The organism is Brevibacterium linens, from assembly GCF_003999335.1.
Lineage (GTDB): Bacteria > Actinomycetota > Actinomycetes > Actinomycetales > Brevibacteriaceae > Brevibacterium > Brevibacterium linens.
Window position 1 is genome coordinate 1728504 of the sequence record NZ_CP026734.1, and the last position, 20678, is coordinate 1749181.

Below are 20678 nucleotides of genomic sequence, written 5' to 3' on the forward strand. Positions count from 1 at the left end.
GTTCATATGCTGCACAAAAAAACTACACTTGGCTTCACCACACTCGCATGTGTGACAGTGCTCCTGGCGGGCTGCACACCGGAATCGAACGGTCCGCCAATCGAGGGTTCAGAGTCCACAGAGAAGCGGACATACTCCAAACCCACCCCAGAGCCACCGGCACTACCAGCCACACCAGCCAATGCTTGCTCTGTTTCAGGCGACGGTCTGCGCCAGCCAGTCTGGACGGACAGCGGCGACGTGAACGTCAACCTCTCACCCGTATTCGCGGGCGACCCGAACATGGACGACGTGTCCTATGACGACACCCGCGCAGACAGTTACGACAACTACTCAGAAGAATTTGACCCCAAACGTTTGATCGTTGTCGTTCTCAAACAATCCAATCTTCCCCTCAAGGCCGACGACCTCACCGATTTCGAATTTCAGCGAGCCGACGTAGAGTCAACTTACAAAACCTGCGACGATCCACTTGAGACTGATGTCCGTTACATCGGCACCCGCGACGCAGGTGATGACGAATCGGCAGCGATATGGGAAATCTCGTCCGACGAGCCGTTCTATGACAATTCCGATCTCGCGAAAGTCACCCTCGACGTTCGCCAGGCCCACATCGAATCGTGGCCGGACAGGTTTGTCAAGCGTCAAGAGCGCGTGGAAAACGATGGCCCCAGGGGGCCGCGAAGAATTCCTGCATTCGACGACCTTGAGTTCTATTACGACAACCGCTGACCACTGAGCCAACGGCTGTGGGGCGCATGACACGCAAGCGCACTGCGAACTACCCACACCCCCCAGCATTCCGGAGGGGCGGTCCGGCACACTGGACCGGTGCTCCGGGATGCTGCATATTCATGACCAAACCGATAGAGGTCGCTCGTTAACTACATCGGTGTCGTTTGTCTGATATAACTGTGTGCATGGCCGCACTCTCGACGCACACACCGCCGAACCCGGCGACAATTGTGCTCGATGCGCCCAGAGATCATGTGCTGCCGCCGGTCCTGGCCGATCTGAGAGATGATCTGCTCGACCCCGACGCAACTGCCGAAGAACTCGCAGCCGCGAACACTGTGCTCGACTGCTTGACCGAACTCGACGGGATCGAAGCCCGCAAGAACCGTGCCCAACGCCGCGCCGACGCAGCCGATAACAGTCGAGACGACCTACCGCCGGACCACCCTGCTCGACTGCTCTCACGCACCGGGGCCGAATCGGTCATATTCCGCGCTGCCCGCGCCGCCGTACTCGCCCGGGCCACTAACGACCCCGCCCAGCTGGTCGAACAAATTACCGCAGCCCTACCGGCGGATGCTCTCAGCGGTCCGCAACTCGACCGCACCCTTGCCGAAGCCCTCGACACGCTCAATGTTGACGCAACCTCGCTGGCATCGGATTCGGTCGAGTATCTTGCCGCGCTCATCTGCTCACTGCTCACCGACCGCGCTACCGGCACCGCCGCCGAACACAACGACTATCTGACTCTCATCATCATTGTCATGCTCGCCACCGCCGTCGAACTCATCGCCGAGACGACCGCGACAGCCACTGAGCACCCCACCGAGCGAATCGACCGGCAACCTCCGCCGCCGATACTCCACATCCTCACCACCTGCGTGCTCACATCGGCACCGCCCGCACTCGACACCACCTGTGCCGAGTGCTCTGCTGCGCTGCCCATGACCCGCTGACTGCCAGACCAGCGACACCCGAACCCGCACAGGTAGACGACTCCAACACGCTCAAGTCAGCGGATCATTGGAGAACTCACCATGAACCGCCGGTTCACAACCTCACACATCATCACCGCAGCCGACCTGCCCGACCAGTACCGACTGCTCACCCGAGCCGAAGCCGCACAGCTTTTCCAACGCTCACAAAGCACCCTGTCAGCATGGATTGGAGACGGGCGACTGCCTGTCGTGCGCATCGGTCGTCGTGTCCAGATACGCCTGTCGACATTCCGGGACTATCTCGACGCGCTCAACCCACACACTGCCCAGCCCGAGCCAGACAACCTCGCCACCGTCATCGACAGATACCTGACGATCAACGGCACCGCCGAGCTGCTGGGCATCCACCGCAACACAGTCTCGCTGCTCATCCGTGACGGCGGTCTCGCCAGCGTGCCGTTCGGCAGAAACCGATACGTGCCAGTCCGAGCACTGACCGACCTCATCGACAGCTGCACCACACCCGCGACGACCGGCCCCCTTGCCGGTCTGCCGGTGTGATCGTCCGCCCGCGACGAACCCAACAGACACCGTGGGACTCAAGAATGTACAGCTGATGATTCCGGCGGTCTCCCACCTGCCCGGCAACGCGGCAAAGATCGGATTCGCCCTGGCCGCGCGCACGTTTGACGACGATGCGCGAAACCGACCCGAGGGAATACCGCCGCGCACCTATTTCGGTAGTTCGCGCAAGCTTGCCGACGCAATCGGCAAAGAGTGGATTCCCGAGCCGACCACCCCAGACCAACTGCATCACAATCGCAAGATCACAAAGTTGGTCAATGAGGGCATCCGCGTGCTCAAAGACGCAGGAATTATCCGTCAGATCAGTAAGGCCGTCAACGGCAGTACCGCCGCATTCGAGGTACTGCCCCACATCACCGACCTGCAAGCCGAGATTGAAGCTACTGACTTCACCCTCGATACCGAGCAAAGGACTCAGCCATGACCAAGCACATACCGCAGCTCAACACCTCGACCAACGCCTATCTCGACCTCAACCCCGGCACTGTCCGCACGTGCGTATTCAATTGCATCGCCGAGCACGCGGGGGAGAGAGTGTCAAGCCCCGGGTTTCGTAGAGGCTCCTTTTCTTGGTTTCCTAAGCAGCCGCGGACTCTGTCGCAGACTGGTTGATCCATTCGGAATGGACCTCGAACGGTGGTCGGTACCCGGTCGCTGAATGCAGCCGTTCCTGGTTGTACCAAGCCACCCACTTCGACGTCTCCGCCATCACCTCAATCAACCCCGACCACACTTTCCGGTCGATAAGCTCGGCCTTGTATACCGAGTTCAGCGCCTCCGCCATCGCGTTGTCATACGAGTCCCCACGCGACCCCACAGATGCCACAATTTCGGACTCCGCCAGGGTCTCGCCATAGCGAATCGACCGGAATTGCACCCCGCGATCCGAGTGATGCACCAGCCCGGAGACGTCTTCGCCGGCCCGATACTTCGCAGCGAGAGCCATCGTGAGTGCGTCCCTGGCCAGCGACTCCCGCATATGGTTCGTCACCTGCCAGCCGACGATCTCCCGGTGGAAGACATCAAGGATGAACGTCGTGTACACCCACCCAGCAGACGTCGGAACATACGTGATGTCCGCAACCCACAAACAGTTGGGTGCCGGTGCTGCGAACTCACGTTCGACGAGATCATCCGGACACTCCTCAGCACGTGCTGAGGCCGTCTTCGGCCGCTTCCGCTTCCGCCGGATCCCGTCAATGCCCAACTGGCGCATCAACCGCTCCACTGTGCAGCGGGCCACCGGACCGAACTGGTCGGCGTAGTCGCGGTTGATCGCCTTCCACATCTTCCGCACTCCATAGCAGGAATAGTTCGCCTCATAGACATCCTGGATGACCACCATCAGTGCTTGGTCCCGACGGGCCCTGGCTGATGGTTGACGCTTCTTGTAGGCGTAATACGAGCTCACAGCAATCCGTGCAGCAGTCCCGGACAGGGCGCGCACGATTGGCTCGACTCCGAACTCGTGACGATGATCGTCGATGAAAGCGACGATCACTTCGATGGGCGGTCGAGCTCCGCCGCGAAGAAAGCCGACGCTCTCTTCAAAATCTCGTTGGCCCGCTTCGCTTCGGCCAGCTCAGCCCGGAGCCGACGGTTCTCCGCTTCCAGGTCGACCGACTCGGCCGGTGTGGCTTTGCCGGAGTCCTTGTGCTTTCGCACCCAGACTCGCAGGGTTTCTTTACTCAGACCGAGTTCGTTCGCAACACGGGTGATCGCTCCGTTCGCGGTGTCGGGGTCGGCCTGGGCATGGATGACGAGCTCGACGGCACGAGCCTTGAGTTCGTCGGTGTATTTCACTGGCAAGAGAGAATCTCCTTCTTCCAATCTCCCTGCCTCTATTATCCCCGGGGCGATTCACACCCACCCCCACCCTCGCTGATGCCGCCACTCTCACTCTCGACGGACTGTCCACGGCATCCATAGACGGAGCGCAAGAGACTGTGGACAAAGCTGGGGATAACTCTTAACCCAATCATTCTCAGGTCCAACGTCCATTGGACCTGAGGTCCAACGCTGACTGGACTCAGGTCCAACTCCTATTGGACCTATAAAGAACAGGAGTAGAACAGTAATGAACAGTAGAGAGAACAGTACGCGCCCGCGAAGTCTGACAGCCGGACTATCGCCGAGGCCGGAAAGAATATTCCAACGCCAGCGGAGCGGACAACATGACAGCCTCACCGATTGCGCGGCCCGTTTTTTTAAACTCGGATGCGCCCTGAAGCCCCGCTCCCCACTTTCTTTTTCTCCCAACTCGCCAAACAAAAAATCTGCAACCTCAATCTCTCAGGTCACGTCAGAATTGCGGTCACTCCCGATGCCCCACGGCATCTTCAGATTTGGTCAATATTCGCCCGAAGAATTCGTAACGGACCCGAACTGCGCCGAAACTCCCGATGTGCGGCCAAGACAGTCCAATATGCCCGAGACCATCGAACGGGGTCCGCTGAGTCCGTGCTGGGCTAAATCTGAGCGTGTCCGAACGTCGTCCCGCTGCGTCGCTTCGACCGGATTCGGGGTGCGCCGCGTTTGTGGGGGTGTGTTGTGACGGCGCGGGCGGTGTTCGGGGCGATTGATCGGTTGCCGTCGGGGCGGTTCCGGGTCCGCTACACCGCTCCCGACGGCACCCGCCATAAAGTGCCGGGCACGTTCGGCACCCGGGCCGAGGCCGAAGCCGTGCGCGTGCGGGTCCACGCCGAAGTGCTGGGCAACAACCCCGTCATCGCGAAGCCGTCGGCAATCACCGTCGGTCAGTACTTGGCCGACTACCTCGACCACGCTCAGGCGACGCTGCGTCCCCGCACCCTCGATCTGTACCGGCGTACCGCTCAGTCATGGATTCTGTGCCCGGTCGGGACGACGACCCCGGTCGATATCTCGACGGTGACCGTCCAAGCCCTGACCCCGGGATTCGTCCGCACGTGGTATGTCGCGCTGCTCGACGGCACCCGCGCTGCTGCCCTCGAACAGTCGGCTACATCCCGACGCGGCCCGCATCCGGCCCGGGCCTGGGCGATGAGCCACGGATTCGACGTGGCCCCGACCGGCAAGCTGCCGACCGATGTGCTCGACGCATGGACTGCCGCCGGTTCACCGGCCCCGACGGTGCCGACCACGGCGGGGGAGTACCCGGGCCGGACCGCTGCTGCCGGTGCCTACCGACTCCTGCGGACCGTGCTCATGCAAGCCGTGCGCGATGGTCTGATCACCGCGAACCCGGTCCACGTCAAAGGGGCGGGCACGGCACCGCACCCCGAACGCCGACCCCTGACCGCGACCGAAGTGGTGGCCCTGGCCGATGCGATGCCCGACCGCTACCGTGCCGCCGTGCTCATCGCCGCCTGGTCGGGACTGCGCCCCGGCGAAGCATTCGCCCTGCGCCGGGGCGACCTCGACCTGCACGCCGCGACCGTCACCGTGGCCCGCACCCTGGTCGAAGTCCCGGGCGAACCCGTCGCCTATGGTCCGCCGAAGTCCGCCGCTGGCCGACGCACCGTGAACCTGCCGCGTTCAATCCTGCCGGTCCTGGCCGACCACCTCGACCAGCACACCGGCACCGACCCCGATGCGCTGATGTTCACCACCGGCCACGGCAACCCCGTCACCGCGTCCACCCGGTCCGGGGTGATGCGTCGGGCACGACTGGCCATTGACCGGCCCGATATCGCCTGGCATCACCTGCGCCACACCGGGGCGACGCTGGCTGCGCAAGCCGGGGCGACTCAGGCTGAGCTGCAAGCCCGGATTGGTCACTCCACGGCCCGGGCGGCTGCGATCTATCAACACGCCGGAAACGACCGCGACCGTGCATTAGCCGACCGACTCGACCAACTCACGAACACGACCAGGACCCCGAATCCGAGTCCGACGGACCCGACCCCGACCGGGCCGAGCACCCCGGCGGCCGCTGCCAAGCCGCTGCCGAATGACCGAGCCGACACGGACACCGCTCGTGCTCATCATCGCCGGGCATCGGCTCCGCTGGCATTCGGCACCCGACGCGGCCACCTCGCCGCAATCAGCTAACCCCACCACCAACCGACCGAACGAACGGAAACCAACCATGCCGAACAACCGCTATCCCTGGAGACTTGAGCTGCGTCGAGTCCCGCTCGACCGGCTCGAATCCCACAGGGACTATCTCGCCCACCGACTCGACTACATCACCGGCGACGATTACACCGCACTGGCCGCCGAGTACCGCGCCACCGCCGCAGAAATCCGCCGCCGCTACCGCACCACCGAGATCGAACGCGCCCAAAGGGCCGAATGCTTCCACCCCGACGACTACCAACCGTCTGAACATCGCCCCCGGCGCGGACGCAAACTCCGTCGCCGGTTCAATCGCAACCTGCCGCACTGACCACAACCACCGAAAAGAACACAACCCATGACACACCGCAGACCCCACCCCCGAGGACTGTCCGCACAGGTGCTGCGCACCGCCACGACCACCGCACTGCTCGCGCACCTGCAACGACTCACCGCCGCCGACTTCCCCGCCGGATACCACCGCCGCGCCAGAGAGACCCGCATCGTCGCTGACGAACTCGCCCGCCGCCACCGGGCCGACCTCGACGCTCGCCCCCGCCACAGCGTGCCCGGTTCCTCGCCACTCGATCCCGAATCCATCCGCTTGGCTGCTGCCCTCGACACCGAACCACCGCGCCCAGCGGACTCGTCATCGTTGCCGGACCCCGATTCGTGACCGCAGCCGACACGGCGTGACCTAACATGACCGAACCCTCTAGAACTCAGTGTGTATAGTTAGGTCATATAAGGTCACGTTTGGTCCGAATACAAACACAGGACCCGGCCTGACCTGGGGCGACACAGAGGGCAACAGGAATCTTCCAAACTGATGGTGCGGGTTCGATTCCCGTCATCCCCTCCACAAGCCGGTCTGACCAGATGGTCAGGCCGGTTTTCTTATGCCCGGACGGGTAGGATCCTTCTCATGACCACTGCCGTTCGGCCGCCACGCGGCACGCTCCCGCGCGATGAGCGTGACACCGCCCGGCCCAGTCGGCGGGCGGTTCTCACCGGTGCCGCTATCGGAATCGGCGCGATCGGTCTCGGTTCAGCGATCACGACGGCCCTCGCCGAGGCAGCCCGACCGGACCCGGTCCGTTCGGTCACCGCCGCCTACACTCGTTCGGGCCTGCGCGAGGTTGTGGATGCCGAATCCGTGCAGATCCTGCCCGCACAGTCGAGAGTCATGCCGGACCTTGCCGATCCGGGTCCGGCGCTCGGGCAGCAGGAGTTCCTCGACGGCTGCGAGTCATGGCTGACAACGCTGCCCGCCCACCGTCGAGAGCTCGCGGTCGCAGCTCTGCTCGACCTGTGGGTGCTCAGCGACGGGCTGCCCGCTCCGGTCGCCGGACGGGCGGGTGCGTGGCGCTATGTCTGGCCGCGGGATACCGCCTTCTGCGCGGTGGCTCTGGCGCGGGTCGGGCTCTCGGGCCTGGCCTGGGGTCATCTGCGCTATCTGCAGTCCGTACAGGCGCCCGACGGGGCGTTCGCCGCCCGCGTCGACCCCGAAACCGGTCTGGCGCCGGACGATCGTGCGTCGCAGTTCGACTCACTCGGCCTCGTCCTCTGGGCGGTTGCCGAAGTGCACGCCGTCTCCACGGCGACAACCGGAGGCTCCGATCTCGGGGGACTCGACGATCTGCTGCGACGGACCAGTTCGCGGCTGTTCGATCTCACGTCCCGCGGCCGCCGTCTGCCTCCGGTCGGACCGGACTATTGGGAGGTCGGAGAATCACAGGTCACGCTCGGCTTGGCCGGACCGACTCTGGTCGGGATGAACTCGCTCACCGCGCTGACGAAAGCGGATCCGGGGCTGTGGAGCCGCCTCGGCGAGGAAGCCGATGAGGTTCTGCGGGGAGCCGATGACTATCGTCAGACCTTCAGCCGGACCTTCGGGGCCAATGGGATGCAGCGGTATCCCACCTCGGGCGGATCCGATTCGGCCATCGCCTACCTGCCCGCCGCCGGACTCGTGCCGAACGCGGAGGACGGAATCTACGCGCTCGACCCCGAGCTCCTCGCCGGAGTCTGGGACCGTCTCGAACAGCCGGCCGGCGGGATCAAGCCCGGGCATGGGTGGATCCTCGACCGCTCAAGTTGGACGCCGTCGACGGCGCTCATGGGGCTCGGCTTCGCACGCCTCGGACTCAGCGCCAGGGCCGAATCGGTCCTCGACTGGCTGACGGAACACCGCACGAGTGCCGGGTCTCTTCCGGAGAAGATCAGCGCGGACGGCGATCCGGTCTCTGCAGCCCCGCTGTCATGGACGGCGGCCAACGTCATCATCACCCTCGACGAGCTCTACGGGCACCGAGGCGGAGCGGCCTCGTGACAACACCCCGGTTTCGCGTAACGGCGGGTGTTTCGCGTAACATAGGTGATTGCGTCTTGCGGACGTGCGCGAACTATTCGTGGACTTTCGCTCCCTCCAAGGTCACGAGATGACCGATCAGGCTGTGAGATGGCCGTTTGCGGTCACGAACCCGGATGATCAGGTCGGAGATGACCGAAAATGCATGACTGTCGAATCTGAAAGGTCACACTGTGAAGAGCTCCGTCGAGCAACTCGACCCCACCCGGGTCAAGATCAGCGTGGAAGTCCCATACGCCGAACTCAAACCGAGCGTCGACGAGGCATACAAGACCATCGGTGCTCAGGTCACCGTCCCGGGCTTCCGCAAGGGCAAGGTCCCCGCGCGCATCATCGATCAGCGCATCGGTCGTCCTGCTGTGATCCAGGAAGCGATCAACAACGGTCTGGACGAGTTCTACCGCAACGCGGTCGACGAGCATGACCTCAAGCCGATGGGCCAGCCCGAGGTCGAGATCTCCGAGGTTCCCGGCCTCGACGGAACCGAAGACGGCGAGCTCGGCTTCACGGTCGAGGTCGACGTGCGTCCCGAGGTCGAACTGCCTGCCTACGACTCGATCACCATCGAGGTCGACCCGATCGACGTCACCGACGCCGATGTCGATGCCGAGCTCGAGCAGCTGCGCACCCGCTTCGGCACCCTCGTCGCCGTGGATCGCCCCGCGGCCAAGGACGACTTCGTCACCCTCGACCTCGTCGCCACCATCGGCGACGAAGAGATCGACACCGCCTCCGACATCTCCTACCAGGTCGGCGCCGGAACGATGCTCGAAGGCATGGACGAGGCTCTCGACGGCCTCTCCGCCGGAGAGACCACGACCTTCGAGACCACCTTCGCCGGCGGCGAGCACGCCGGCGAACAGGGCACCGTGAAGATCACCCTGGGTGCCGTGAAGGAACGGGAACTGCCCGAGGCCGACGACGACTTCGCTCAGCTGGCCAGCGAGTTCGACACGATCGCCGAACTGCGTGAGGATCTGCGCGTCCAGGCCGGCAAGTCCAAGGAGACCGAGCAGGGCGTGCAGGCACGCGACAGGGTCCTCGAACACCTCATCGAGACCCTCGAGGTCCCGGTCCCGGCCAAGATCGTCACCGACGAGGTCGAGCGTCACCTCGAATCCGAGAACCGTTCGGACGATGACGAGCACCGCAAGGAGGTCACCGAGGAGACCGAGCGCAACCTGCGCACCCAGTTCATCCTCGACGCCGTCTCCGAAGCCGAGAACGTCGAGGTCAGCCAGCCCGAACTCATCGAGTACCTGATCTCCGCGTCGCAGCAGTACGGAATGAACCCGAACGAGTTCGCCCAGATGCTCGACAGCTCCGGCCAGGTCAACGCCCTCGTCGGCGAGGTCTCGCGCCGTAAGGCTCTGGCCGCCGTCCTCGCCGGTGCCACGGTCAAGGACACGGCCGGAAACGTCGTCGACATGGAGGCCTTCACCTCCGCCGGCGACGACGCCGAGGATGCAGACGCCGAGGCCGCCAGCGCTGACGCGCAGAGCGCGGACGCTGACGCCGAAGCCCCTGCAGAGGCCGCCGAAGAGAACTGAGGGTCAGCCGCCTCGGCGGTGGAATCCTGATGAGACGGTGGGTGCGGATTGCGATCCGTGCCCACCGTCTCTGCATCTTCAGGTCCCGATCACGCTGAGGGCGAACACAGGCCTCGCCGCGGACTAAAACCCGGGGGAGAGCGGTTAGAGTCCATATCAAGCCATCCACAGAACACAGGAGTGAAACGTGAGCGCATACGACACGACAGCTCCCGTCGGCCTCGACGCCGGTGGGGGAATGGGTCTGGACGACCACATCTTCAATCGTCTTCTCAAGGAGCGCATCATCTGGCTCGGTTCGGAGGTGCGTGACGACAACGCCAACGCCATCTGTGCGCAGATGATGCTGCTCGCAGCCGAAGATCCTGACGCGGACATCTCGCTCTACATCAACTCGCCCGGCGGATCCGTCACCGCCGGTATGGCCATCTACGACACGATGCAGTACATCAAGCCCGATGTCTCCACCGTGGCCATGGGCATGGCCGCCTCGATGGGACAGTTCCTGCTGTCCTCGGGTGCGCCGGGAAAGCGCTATGCCACCCCGCACGCCCGAATCCTCATGCACCAGCCGCTGGGCGGCATCGGCGGAACGGCCACTGACATCAAGATCCAGGCCGAACTGATCCTGCACATGAAGAAGCAGATGGCGGAACTGACCGCTCAGCAGACCGGCAAGTCGCTCGAGCAGATCCTCAAGGACAACGACCGCGACCACTGGTTCACCGCTGAGGAAGCGCTCGAATACGGATTCATCGACAAGATGGTCACCAGCGCGTCCGACGTCGAGAACAACTGAGCAGGAGTGAGGGAAGTATGAATGCAATGAACTTTATGCCGGGGTCGACGGCGTCGAATATGCCGCAGTCGCGCTACGTCATGCCGCAGTTCGAAGAGCGCACACCCTATGGCTTCAAACGCCAGGATCCCTACACCAAGCTCTTCGACGATCGTGTGGTGTTCTTGGGTGCCCAGGTCGACGACACGTCAGCCGACGATGTCATGGCTCAGCTGCTGGTTCTCGAATCGCAGGATCCTGACCGTGACATCACTCTCTACATCAACTCGCCCGGTGGTTCGTTCACCGCGATGACGGCCATCTACGACACCATGCAGTACGTCAAGCCGGAGATCCAGACTGTCTGCCTCGGTCAGGCCGCCTCCGCTGCCGCCGTTCTGCTGGCCGCGGGCACACCCGGCAAGCGTCTCGCTCTGCCGAATGCACGTGTGCTCATCCACCAGCCCGCGATGCAGGGCCAGGGGCAGGGCCAGGCCTCCGACCTCGAGATCCAGGCCGCTGAGGTGCTGCGGATGCGCGAATGGCTCGAGGCAACTCTGGCCAAGCACTCGAACAAGGAAGCCTCGCAGATCTCGAACGACATCGAACGCGATCTCTTCCTCACGGCCGCTCAGGCCAAGGACTACGGTCTCGTCGATCAGGTGCTCTCGTCGCGCAAGGACGCGAACTGATCATCGTGCTGAGCACTGGCAAGCGCTGAGAACGGGTTCGTACGATTGCGATCGTACGAACCTGTTCTCGGTTCTGCCCGCCGACACACCGAGACGTGGCTGGGGGCTCGTGTCCGCCGCGTATGGGAAGCTATTGAGGTACAGGAAACACGAGCGGTAGAGTTGGGACCAAGCGTCCCGGCGAAAGGTTGTGACAGTGGCTCGCAGTGCGGACGGAGCAGACCTGCTCAAATGCAACTTCTGTGGGAAGTCTCAGAAGCAGGTTCGGAAACTCATCGCCGGACCGGGTGTTTACATCTGCGATGAATGCATCGGATTGTGCAATGAGATCATCGAAGAGGAACTCAGCGAATCCAGTCCGGAGCAGGCCGAGCTCGAACTGCCCAAACCCCGCGAAATCTTCGACTTCCTCCAAGAATACGTCGTCGGTCAGGAACCGGCGAAGAAGGCGCTGTCCGTAGCCGTCTACAATCACTACAAGCGCATCCGGTCCTTGCAGTCGGGCGACGAGAAGACCTTGGGCACCAGCGATTCCGACGTCGAGATCGCGAAGTCGAACATTCTGCTCGTCGGACCCACCGGTTCGGGAAAGACCTACCTCGCACAGTCGCTGGCCAAACGTCTCAACGTCCCCTTCGCGGTCGCCGATGCCACCGCGCTGACCGAAGCCGGCTATGTGGGTGAGGACGTCGAGAACATCCTGCTCAAGCTCATCCAGGCCGCGGACTTCGACATCCAGCGTGCCGAGCACGGCATCATCTACATCGACGAGATCGATAAGATCGCCCGCAAGTCGGAGAACCCGTCGATCACCCGTGACGTATCCGGTGAGGGCGTGCAGCAGGCACTGCTGAAGATCCTCGAAGGCACACAGGCCTCGGTTCCGCCGCAGGGCGGACGCAAACACCCGCACCAGGACTTCCTGCAGATCGACACGACGAACGTGCTCTTCATCGTTGCGGGCGCGTTCGCCGGAATGGAAGAGATCGTGGCTGGCCGCAAGGGCAAGCACGGAATCGGCTTCGGCGCCCTTCTGCAGTCGAAGAACGACGAAGAGGACCTCTACGCGGACATCCTCCCGGAAGATCTGCTCAAGTTCGGACTCATCCCCGAATTCATCGGTCGCCTCCCGGTGCTGGCCACCGTGTCGAATCTCGACCGTGCCGCGCTGATGTCGATCCTCACTGAGCCGAAGAACGCACTGGTCAAGCAGTATCAGCGGATGTTCGAGTTCGACAGTGTCTCCCTGACCTTCGAGACCGAGGCGCTCGAGGCCATCGCCGACCTCGCTCTTCTGCGTGGTACCGGTGCGCGCGGACTGCGGTCCATCATGGAAGAGGTCCTGCAGCCGGTCATGTTCGACGTGCCCTCACGCGAGGACATCGCCGAGGTGGTCGTGACCAAGGAGGTCGTCGAATCGAACGTCGCCCCGACCCTTGTGCCGAAGTCACGGAACAGGACGAATAAGAAATCTGCCTGAGTCTCTCACGCATGAGACTCCTGGCTGACACACGTCCGCTGCGGTACGCCTCCTTCCGGCGGCCGTGGACGGCCAACATCGTCACCGTCATCGGTGCGCAGATGACCGTCGTGGCGATTCCCGCACAGATCTTCCACCTCACAGGGTCGTCCGGCTACGTCGGTCTCGCCGGTGCGTTCGGTCTGGTTCCGCTCATCGTCTTCGGGCTGTGGGGCGGATCCTTGGCCGATGTCATCGATCGTCGCAGGCTGCTCGTCATCTCGACCGTCGGGCTGATCGTCACGTCCGCGATACTCGCACTCATCGCAGTGCTCAGCGTCGACAATGTCTGGCTGCTGCTGTCGGTGTTCTCCATGCAGCAGGCATTCTTCGCACTCAACCAGCCGGCGAGGGGCGCCCTGCTGCCCTCGATCATCCCGCTCGATCTGCTGCCTGCGGCGAATTCTCTGAATATGACCGTGATGACGGTGGGCGCCGTCGTCGGCCCTGTCGTCGGCGGAGCGCTGATTCCGCTGTTCGGGTACCAGCTGCTCTACGTCATCGATGCCGTGTTCCTCTTCGCCACGCTCTATGCAGTGGTCCGACTGCCGTCGCTGCTGCCGCAGAAACAGCCCGATACCCGGTCGGGATTCAAAGGGATCGTCGATGGGTTCCGGTATCTGCGGACGAACACCGTCGTCATGGTCTCTCTGCTGGTCGACATCATTGCGATGGTCTTCGGAATGCCGCGGGCACTGTTCCCGCAAATCGCCGTCGAGACCTTCGACGGCCCACCCGAAGGCGGCATCGTATTCTCGCTGCTCTTCGCCGCCCTGGCCGGCGGCAGCGCCTTGGCCGGGATCTTCTCCGGATGGGTCTCACGCGTGCAGCGTCAGGGGCTCGCCGTCATCGTCGCCATCGTCGTCTGGGGTGCGGCCATGACAGTGTTCGGGCTGTCGCTTGAGCTGGCGGCAGGGTTCTGGCTGACCGCGCTCGTCGTCGCATTGGCTGCGATGGCGGTCGGCGGAGGAGCCGATGTCGTGTCCGGTGCTTTTCGGCAGACGATGCTCCAGGAGGGTGCCACCGATGCGATGCGCGGTCGGATGCAGGGCGTGTTCATCGTCGTGGTGGCCGGCGGACCGCGGATCGCGGACGTCCTCCACGGCTCCGTCGCAGCCGTCACCGACACCACGGTCGCCTCGGCGGGCGGCGGCATTGCCGTCATCGTCCTTGTGCTGGTCTGTGCGGCGATCTTCCCGACCTTCCGGAAATACCGGGTCGAACGCGGCGGCCGCGAACACACGGTCCCCACCGCCTGATCTTCTGTCGTGATGTCCGGGCGGGAACACATCTGCCACAGCATCACCCACAGCGTCACCCACCCTGCCAGCGGCAGAACCTCCCGGTACCGTCGTATCCCTCAGCGTTCTCCGCAAAGCACATCGATGCAGCGTGGCGGCATGGCACTACGGACGAGGGATGCAGCAGACGACTTCGCGAACTCGGGGGAGGGATGCGCGATGAGGAAGCGTGAGTGCAGATGACGACACCCCCGACTCGCTGCCGAAGCAGCAGGTCGGGGGTGCGTGGTGAGGCAGTGGACGGCCGCCGGCGTGTCAGCTGGTCGTGGCCGAGTAGACGGCGTTCTCCGCAGGCTGGACGACGACGAAGCCGGGGCCGTGGAAGGCCAGCTGCACGGACTCACCGGAACCGCGACCGAAGAAGGTGCCGACGCTGACGTCGGTCTTGATCTGCGGAGCCAGGGCCGAGGACCAGCACACGGCGGCCTGCGGGTCGACGAATGTCGGCTGCTGCGAGCAGTCGAGGACCATGGGCTCACCCTTGCAGCAGATGGCGGCGGTGCCCTGTCCGGCAAGTTCGAGGTTGAACAGTCCCGACCCGCTGACCATGGCACCGACTCCGCCCTTGATGCGCTTGATCTCCCAGTTGAGAGCGTCATCGAAGGCGAGCAGATTCGCGGTGTTGACGGTCAGCGCGTCCTGTGGACCTTCGAGTGCCATCATGAAGATGTTCGACGCTTCCCGCGCGAAGAACACTTCACCGTGTCCCTCGACGCGCATGACATTGCCGCCTTCGCCGGTGGCCGCCTTCTTCATGAACTGGCCGACCGACTTCGATCCCTGGTGGGTGAAGTGGACATCTCCCTGGTAGGCGACCATGGCGCCCTTGGTGGCGATCATCGGAGCGTTCGGCGTGACCACCGAACGCAGCATCTTGTTCGACTGGAGCGTCCATCGCTCCTGGTTCTGGATCTCGGCGTTGCGCTGGGAAAACAGTTCGCTTCTCACGGTTCTGGGAGCCTTTCGTTCAACGAGGACTTCGTGGTGCTTCGGTGGTCGAGAACCATATTACGGGGCAGAGGCCGCAGAACCCCTTCCGCTCGTGTATCCGTTCCGGAACATGCGACGAGCCCCACGGCACTCGCTGCTCCGTCTCTGCGGAGGAACGGGTGCCGTGGGGCTCCGGTGGAGCTGATCGGGACGCGGGCCGAATCGGAGGTCCGGCGCGTCCTCGGCTCAGCTCTGTTCGACGAACTCGATCGCGGCGATGGTGATGTCCTCACCGGCTTCCTCGGTCGTCAGCGACCTGATGCGGCCCGCTGCTCTGAGGTCACCTGCTGCCGCCGTGATCGCGGAGATGACGGAGGCCGGTGCCTGGATGGTCACCGAGGCGACCTCGGTCTTCTGCGAGACCTTGGCCTCGGTCTTCGTGCGGCGGATCTCGGTCAGTGCCGCAGCCACCGCAGCCAGAAGCTCGGGATCGACGGTCGAACCCGGGTGGCTCAGTGCCTCATCGGCAGGCCACTGTGCACGGTGGACCGAACCGGTGCGCCACCAGGACCAGACCTCTTCGGTGACGAACGGTGTGAACGGTGCGAAGAGACGCAGCAGCACGTCCAGGGCCGTAGCCAGGGTGACGTGGGCCGACAGCTGATCGTCGGACCCGACAGAACCGTAGGAGCGATCCTTGACGAGCTCGACATAGTCGTCGGTGAACTCCCAGAAGAAGCTCTCGGTCACCCGCAGAGCGTGAGAGTAGTCGTAGGCGGCCATATGCGTTCCCGCCTGTGCGACGACGTCGGCCAGCTTCGCCAGCAGGGCCCGATCGAGGTCGTGGGTGACGGCCCCGAGCTGACCGATGAGACCGGCGTGCACGCCCTGCGCGAGAGCGAACTTCGACGCATTGAGCAGCTTCATGGCCAGACGGCGTCCGATCTGCATCTGTGTGACGTCATAGGCGGTATCGGCACCGAGCTTCGCACTGGCGGCCCAGTAGCGCACGGCATCCGGACCGAATCCGGGCTTCGCCTCGCCGAGGATGTCCGAGGGCACGACCACATTGCCCTTCGACTTCGACATCTTCTTCCGATCCGGGTCGAGGATCCAGCCCGAGAGTCCGGCGTGTCTCCACGGCGCCGAATCGTTGAGCGAGTTCGCCCGGACGACGGTCGAGAACAGCCAGGTGCGGATGATGTCGTGGCCCTGCGGGCGCAGGTCGAACGGGAAGACCTTGTCGAAGAACTCCTCGTCCCGCGACCAGCCGCCGAGCAGCTGCGGGGTCAGCGACGACGTCGCCCAGGTGTCGAGCACGTCCGGATCGGCGGTGAACCCGCCGGGCACATCGCGCTGGTCTTCCGTGAAGCCGGCAGGAGCCTCGGCGATGGGGTCACAGGGCAGCGATTGAGGAACGATCGGATTCTCGTAATCGGGCTGTCCTTCGGCATCGAGGCGATACCACAGCGGGATCGGGACACCGAAGAATCGCTGCCGGGAGACCAGCCAGTCACCGTTGAGATTCTCCACCCAGTTCTCGTAGCGGGAGCGCATGTACGCCGGGTGCCATTCGATCTCGCGCCCACGAGCAATGAGCGCACCCCGCAGTTCGGCCGAACGACCGCCGTTGCGGATGTACCACTGACGACTGGTGACGACCTCGAGCGGCTTATCGCCCTTCTCGTAGAACGGGACCGGATGCGTGATCGGCTCGATCTCACCGATGAGGTCACCGGAGTCGATGAGCATCTGCGCAATGTCCTTGCGGGCGGAGAAGGTGGTCTTTCCGGCCAGAGCCTCATAGTTGGCCACAGCATCGGACTTCGGCGAGCTCGCGATCCACTCGGGCACCTCGAGGTTGAGGCGGCCGCCGCGGTTGATGACCGCGCGGGTCGGCAGATCCAGCTCTCGCCACCAGGTCACGTCGGTGAGATCGCCGAAGGTGCAGACCATGGCGATGCCCGTGCCCTTATCGGACTTCGCGAGTTCATGGGCACGGATCTCGACGCTGACGCCGAAGAGCGGTGAGACGACATTGGTGCCGAACAGCGAGGCATAGCGTTCGTCGTCGGGGTGGGCGACGAGCGCCACGACAGCGGGAATCAGCTCCGGGCGGGAGGTGAGGATGATGATCGGCTCCGCCGTGGTGTCGGCCAGGCCGTCGGCGCCTTCGGGGAAGAACTTCACCTTGTGATAGGCGCCCTCGCGTTCTCGATCTTCGAGTTCGGCCTGAGCGACAGCGGTGCCGAAGGTCACGTCCCACATCGTCGGGGCATCCTGCGAATAGGCATGGCCGTTCTGCAGGTCGGTGAGGAAGGCCCGCTGGCTCACCGCACGCGAATCGTCGTCGATCGTGCGGTACGTGAACTTCCAATCCACCGACAGACCGGTGGAGCGGAAGAGGTCCTCGAACACCTTCTCGTCCTCGGCCGAGAGCTGCTCGCACAGCTCGATGAAGTTCTGGCGCGAGACCTTGACGAAGTCGCGCGAATTCTTCGGTGCCTTCTCCGGCGGCTGGAAGTCCGGGTCGTAATGCCGACTGGGGTCGCAGGTGACTCCGTAGTAGTTCTGCACCCGCCGTTCGGTCGGCAGGCCATTGTCATCCCATCCCAGCGGATAGAACACGTTCTTGCCGGTCATCCGCTGATAGCGGGCGATGATGTCGGTCTGCGTGTATGAGAACACGTGACCGACGTGCAGCGACCCCGAGGCGGTCGGCGGGGGAGTGTCGATCGAGTAGACCTGCTCGCGATCGGTGTCGACGTCGAAGGCGTAGACGTTCTGCTCGCTCCACGCGGCGTCCCATTTGTCCCGCAGGCCCTCGAGGGCCTGCTTGTCAGGCAGGTTCACTGACTCGTGCGTCGAGTCCGAAAAGGCAGGTGTGTTCATAATTGCTGATTTTCTCACCCGGTTCGCGATCGGCCAAACCGGTTCGCGCCTGCAGCCGGGCGAAGCCTCACCGGAACACATGCGCGGCACTCGCGCCTCCCCAGGGGCTCGGTCGACGGCATGGGAGAGCTCACACCCTGAAAGCGCAGTGAGTCGGCTGCGCCGCGGGCAATGACATCATGGATGCATGGCGCCCCTGGACCGAATTCCGACAGAGAATCCGCCGCCCACGTCGACCGCGTGGATGAATCCGGCACGTGCGATCGCGATCATCGCCGTCGTGGCCATCCATTCCCTGGGAACCGTCGTCGAAGAGAACTTCGCTGGAATGGGTCCCGATTGGTGGCTGGCCAACGCCGTCGACTCCGCCTGCCGGTGGTCGGTGCCGGTGTTCATCATGATCTCCGGCGCGTTGGCCCTCGACCCCGACCGGGGCGGCAAGCCGCGCACCTTCCTGTCCAAGCGGGTCCGGCGGATCGGCATCCCCCTCGTGTTCTGGACGATCGTCTATGTTCTGTTCCGCCGCTTCTACCTCCAACCTGATGACCAGGCGTGGAACCCGGGCATCGCGATCCTCACCGGTTCACCCTTCGTCCAGCTCTATTTCCTCTACGTCCTCGCCGGATTGGCCCTGCTCACCCCGTTCTTCCGACTGCTGAGCGTCCACGGCTCCCGCCGTCTGCAGTGGGGGACCGGGCTGATCTTCCTCGGCATCGGCATGACCGACCAGTGGGTGTCGATGATCTTCGACGTCGGCGAAGCCAATATCGCCACTCGGTTCCTGCCGATGGCCGGTTTCTACATCCTCGGGTGGGTGCTGCGCGATATCGTCCTCTCCGCCAGGGGCGCCGTCGTGGCCTGGGCGAGCTTCATCATCGCGTCCGCCGCAACCGCAGTCTGGGCCGGCCTGGGGCCGGGGGAGAAGCCGTGGATGTTCCCCTACGAATATCTCGCCCCCGGAGTCGTCGTCGCCTCCATCGCTGCGTACCTCCTTCTGCATTTCCATATGCGCGAAGGATTCGGACTGCTGCACCGGTTCTACCCGTATTCCTTCGGAGTGTTCCTCCTCCATCCGCTCCTGCTCTACCCGGTGCGCAACGCCATGGGCCTGCCGAACACCGTGCCGGGAGTCCTCCTCCACGCCGTGATCATGCCGATCGCCTACGCGCTCGTCTGCGCCGCGATCACCTGGCTGGCCGTGAAGATCCCGGGTGTCCGCGCCGTCTTCGGCGAGGGCGGCCCGCGCAATCCGCACTCCCGATCGAGCACGCCGACGAACCCTGTCCCACCCGACTCACCCTATCCTGCCCGGAGCCGACCGAATGACAGCGATCCCGACTCAGAAGACACCGCTGCCGGCCGAGAGCCGACTCCGTAGACTGAGAAGCGGACAGGAGATCCCGCGACCGGAATCCCGACTCATGACCCACCGACAGACCTGACAGAGGAGAACTCAGATGGAAACTCTCAGAGCAGTCGTCACAGGAGCCAGTTCCGGAATCGGTGCCGCCGCGGTCAGACAGCTGCGAGACCAGGGCTGGGACGTCGTGGCGGTAGCCCGCCGTGAGGACAAGCTCAAGGCCCTCGCCGAGGAGACCGGAGCCGACTACATCGTCGCCGACCTCACCGATGACGCCGCCGTGGCGTCCATGGCCGAGCAGGTGCTCGCCGGGGGAGTCGTCCATTCCCTCGTCGCCAATGCCGGGGCCGCCTTCGGAACGGACACCGTCGCCGAGGCGTCGGTCGACGGGTGGCGGGACATGTTCGATATCAACGTCCTCGGTGTCCTGCGCGTCGTCAAGGCTCTGCTTCCGGCTCTCATCGACTCCGGCCGCGGAGACATCGTGGTCATGTCCTCGACCGCAGGTCATCAGGCCTATGAAGGCGGTGGAGGCTATGTCGCTGCGAAGCACGGCACCCACTCCGTTGCGGCGACCCTGCGCCTCGAACTCGCCGGCGAACCCGTGCGCGTCATCGAGATCGCCCCGGGAATGGTCGCCACCGATGAGTTCACCTACAAACGGGTCGGCGGTGACGAAGCGAAAGCCGCGAAGGTCTATGAAGGAGTCGAGAATCCGCTCACCGCGGACGACGTCGCCGATGCCATCGTGTACACGCTCACCCGGCCTCACCACTTCAACGTCGATCTCATGGTCATCCGGCCCATCGCACAAGCCGCTCAGCACAAGGTCGCCCGCAACCGCGGACTGTGAGTGCTCACGGCTGCTGCCCGCGGCCGCCTCGGGGATGGGTTTCGGCTGAACCCGCCGGGTGGTCTCGGGCGGAGTCGACGGTATACGATTGTCTTGTGTCGATCCGGCCATCACCGGGGAGCATCCGGAAGAACGG

The 20678-nt window shown here is 63.9% G+C and carries 19 protein-coding genes and 1 other annotated feature; of the genes, 15 read left to right on the top strand and 4 right to left on the bottom strand.

The window, feature by feature from the left end:
• The first annotated feature begins 6 nt into the window (after positions 1 to 6).
• The 4 genes from CXR29_RS07785 to CXR29_RS07800 all read left to right on the top strand — a co-directional run bounded on the left by CXR29_RS07785 (position 7) and on the right by CXR29_RS07800 (position 2682).
• Entirely contained in the window at positions 7 to 732 is a 726-nt protein-coding gene (locus CXR29_RS07785) for a DUF3558 domain-containing protein (protein ID WP_127364274.1), read from the top strand.
• A 188-nt stretch (positions 733 to 920) separates the two neighbouring features.
• Positions 921 to 1691, top strand: a complete 771-nt coding sequence (locus tag CXR29_RS07790; RefSeq protein WP_127364275.1) for a hypothetical protein — start codon at positions 921 to 923, stop codon at positions 1689 to 1691.
• Positions 1692 to 1772: 81 nt separating this feature from the next.
• On the top strand, positions 1773 to 2234 hold the full coding sequence (locus tag CXR29_RS07795) for a helix-turn-helix domain-containing protein (RefSeq protein WP_127364276.1): 462 nt from the start codon (positions 1773 to 1775) through the stop codon (positions 2232 to 2234).
• Positions 2235 to 2265: 31 nt separating this feature from the next.
• Positions 2266 to 2682 carry a hypothetical protein gene (locus CXR29_RS07800; protein ID WP_127364277.1) on the top strand — a complete coding sequence of 139 codons (417 nt, stop codon included), beginning with the start codon at positions 2266 to 2268 and terminating at the stop codon, positions 2680 to 2682.
• A 153-nt stretch (positions 2683 to 2835) separates the two neighbouring features.
• On the opposite strand, the gene CXR29_RS07805 is transcribed toward CXR29_RS07800, so the two are convergent.
• Together CXR29_RS07805 and CXR29_RS07810 are read right to left on the bottom strand one after the other, a co-directional pair.
• Entirely contained in the window at positions 2836 to 3759 is a 924-nt protein-coding gene (locus CXR29_RS07805; RefSeq protein WP_164742794.1) for an IS3 family transposase, read from the bottom strand.
• Positions 3667 to 3795: a sequence feature (AL1L pseudoknot), on the bottom strand. (Overlaps the previous gene by 93 nt.)
• On the bottom strand, positions 3756 to 4061 hold the full coding sequence (locus CXR29_RS07810; protein WP_164742795.1) for a transposase: 306 nt from the start codon (positions 4059 to 4061) through the stop codon (positions 3756 to 3758). Its footprint overlaps the feature before it by 40 nt. The genes CXR29_RS07805 and CXR29_RS07810 overlap by 4 nt, the downstream gene beginning before the upstream one ends.
• 762 nt (positions 4062 to 4823) lie before the next feature.
• On the opposite strand from CXR29_RS07810, the gene CXR29_RS07815 reads away from it, so the two are divergent.
• From CXR29_RS07815 to CXR29_RS07855, 9 genes are all read left to right on the top strand, one after another.
• Entirely contained in the window at positions 4824 to 6290 is a 1467-nt protein-coding gene (locus CXR29_RS07815; RefSeq protein ID WP_241241636.1) for a tyrosine-type recombinase/integrase, read from the top strand.
• Positions 6291 to 6327: 37 nt separating this feature from the next.
• The gene (locus tag CXR29_RS07820; protein WP_127364280.1) at positions 6328 to 6627 is read left to right on the top strand and encodes a hypothetical protein; all 300 of its coding nucleotides are present in this window, start codon (positions 6328 to 6330) and stop codon (positions 6625 to 6627) included.
• 27 nt (positions 6628 to 6654) lie between these two features.
• The gene (locus CXR29_RS07825; protein ID WP_127364281.1) at positions 6655 to 6972 is read left to right on the top strand and encodes a hypothetical protein; all 318 of its coding nucleotides are present in this window, start codon (positions 6655 to 6657) and stop codon (positions 6970 to 6972) included.
• 249 nt (positions 6973 to 7221) lie between these two features.
• Positions 7222 to 8628 (top strand): glycoside hydrolase family 15 protein, encoded by a 1407-nt coding sequence (locus tag CXR29_RS07830; protein WP_127364282.1) that lies wholly within the window; start codon positions 7222 to 7224, stop codon positions 8626 to 8628.
• Between the two features lie 212 nt (positions 8629 to 8840).
• On the top strand, positions 8841 to 10217 hold the full coding sequence (gene tig, locus CXR29_RS07835) for a trigger factor (RefSeq protein WP_127364283.1): 1377 nt from the start codon (positions 8841 to 8843) through the stop codon (positions 10215 to 10217).
• Between the two features lie 238 nt (positions 10218 to 10455).
• Entirely contained in the window at positions 10456 to 11016 is a 561-nt protein-coding gene (locus CXR29_RS07840; RefSeq protein WP_051504969.1) for an ATP-dependent Clp protease proteolytic subunit, read from the top strand.
• A 26-nt stretch (positions 11017 to 11042) separates the two neighbouring features.
• Positions 11043 to 11687, top strand: a complete 645-nt coding sequence (locus CXR29_RS07845) for an ATP-dependent Clp protease proteolytic subunit (protein WP_025776809.1) — start codon at positions 11043 to 11045, stop codon at positions 11685 to 11687.
• A gap of 196 nt (positions 11688 to 11883) precedes the next feature.
• Positions 11884 to 13167 (top strand): ATP-dependent Clp protease ATP-binding subunit ClpX, encoded by a 1284-nt coding sequence (gene clpX / locus CXR29_RS07850; protein WP_025776808.1) that lies wholly within the window; start codon positions 11884 to 11886, stop codon positions 13165 to 13167.
• Between the two features lie 11 nt (positions 13168 to 13178).
• On the top strand, positions 13179 to 14465 hold the full coding sequence (locus CXR29_RS07855) for an MFS transporter (RefSeq protein ID WP_127364284.1): 1287 nt from the start codon (positions 13179 to 13181) through the stop codon (positions 14463 to 14465).
• 297 nt (positions 14466 to 14762) lie between these two features.
• Here the strand turns inward: CXR29_RS07855 and CXR29_RS07860 are convergent, their stop codons facing one another.
• Together CXR29_RS07860 and valS are read right to left on the bottom strand one after the other, a co-directional pair.
• Positions 14763 to 15455 carry an AIM24 family protein gene (locus tag CXR29_RS07860; RefSeq protein WP_127364285.1) on the bottom strand — a complete coding sequence of 231 codons (693 nt, stop codon included), beginning with the start codon at positions 15453 to 15455 and terminating at the stop codon, positions 14763 to 14765.
• 228 nt (positions 15456 to 15683) lie between these two features.
• Entirely contained in the window at positions 15684 to 18329 is a 2646-nt protein-coding gene (gene valS, locus CXR29_RS07865; RefSeq protein ID WP_127364286.1) for a valine--tRNA ligase, read from the bottom strand.
• A 244-nt stretch (positions 18330 to 18573) separates the two neighbouring features.
• On the opposite strand from valS, the gene CXR29_RS07870 reads away from it, so the two are divergent.
• Both CXR29_RS07870 and CXR29_RS07875 read left to right on the top strand, forming a co-directional pair.
• Positions 18574 to 19707, top strand: a complete 1134-nt coding sequence (locus CXR29_RS07870) for an acyltransferase (protein WP_241241637.1) — start codon at positions 18574 to 18576, stop codon at positions 19705 to 19707.
• A gap of 79 nt (positions 19708 to 19786) precedes the next feature.
• Entirely contained in the window at positions 19787 to 20542 is a 756-nt protein-coding gene (locus CXR29_RS07875; protein WP_025776802.1) for an SDR family oxidoreductase, read from the top strand.
• Positions 20543 to 20678 lie beyond the last annotated feature (136 nt).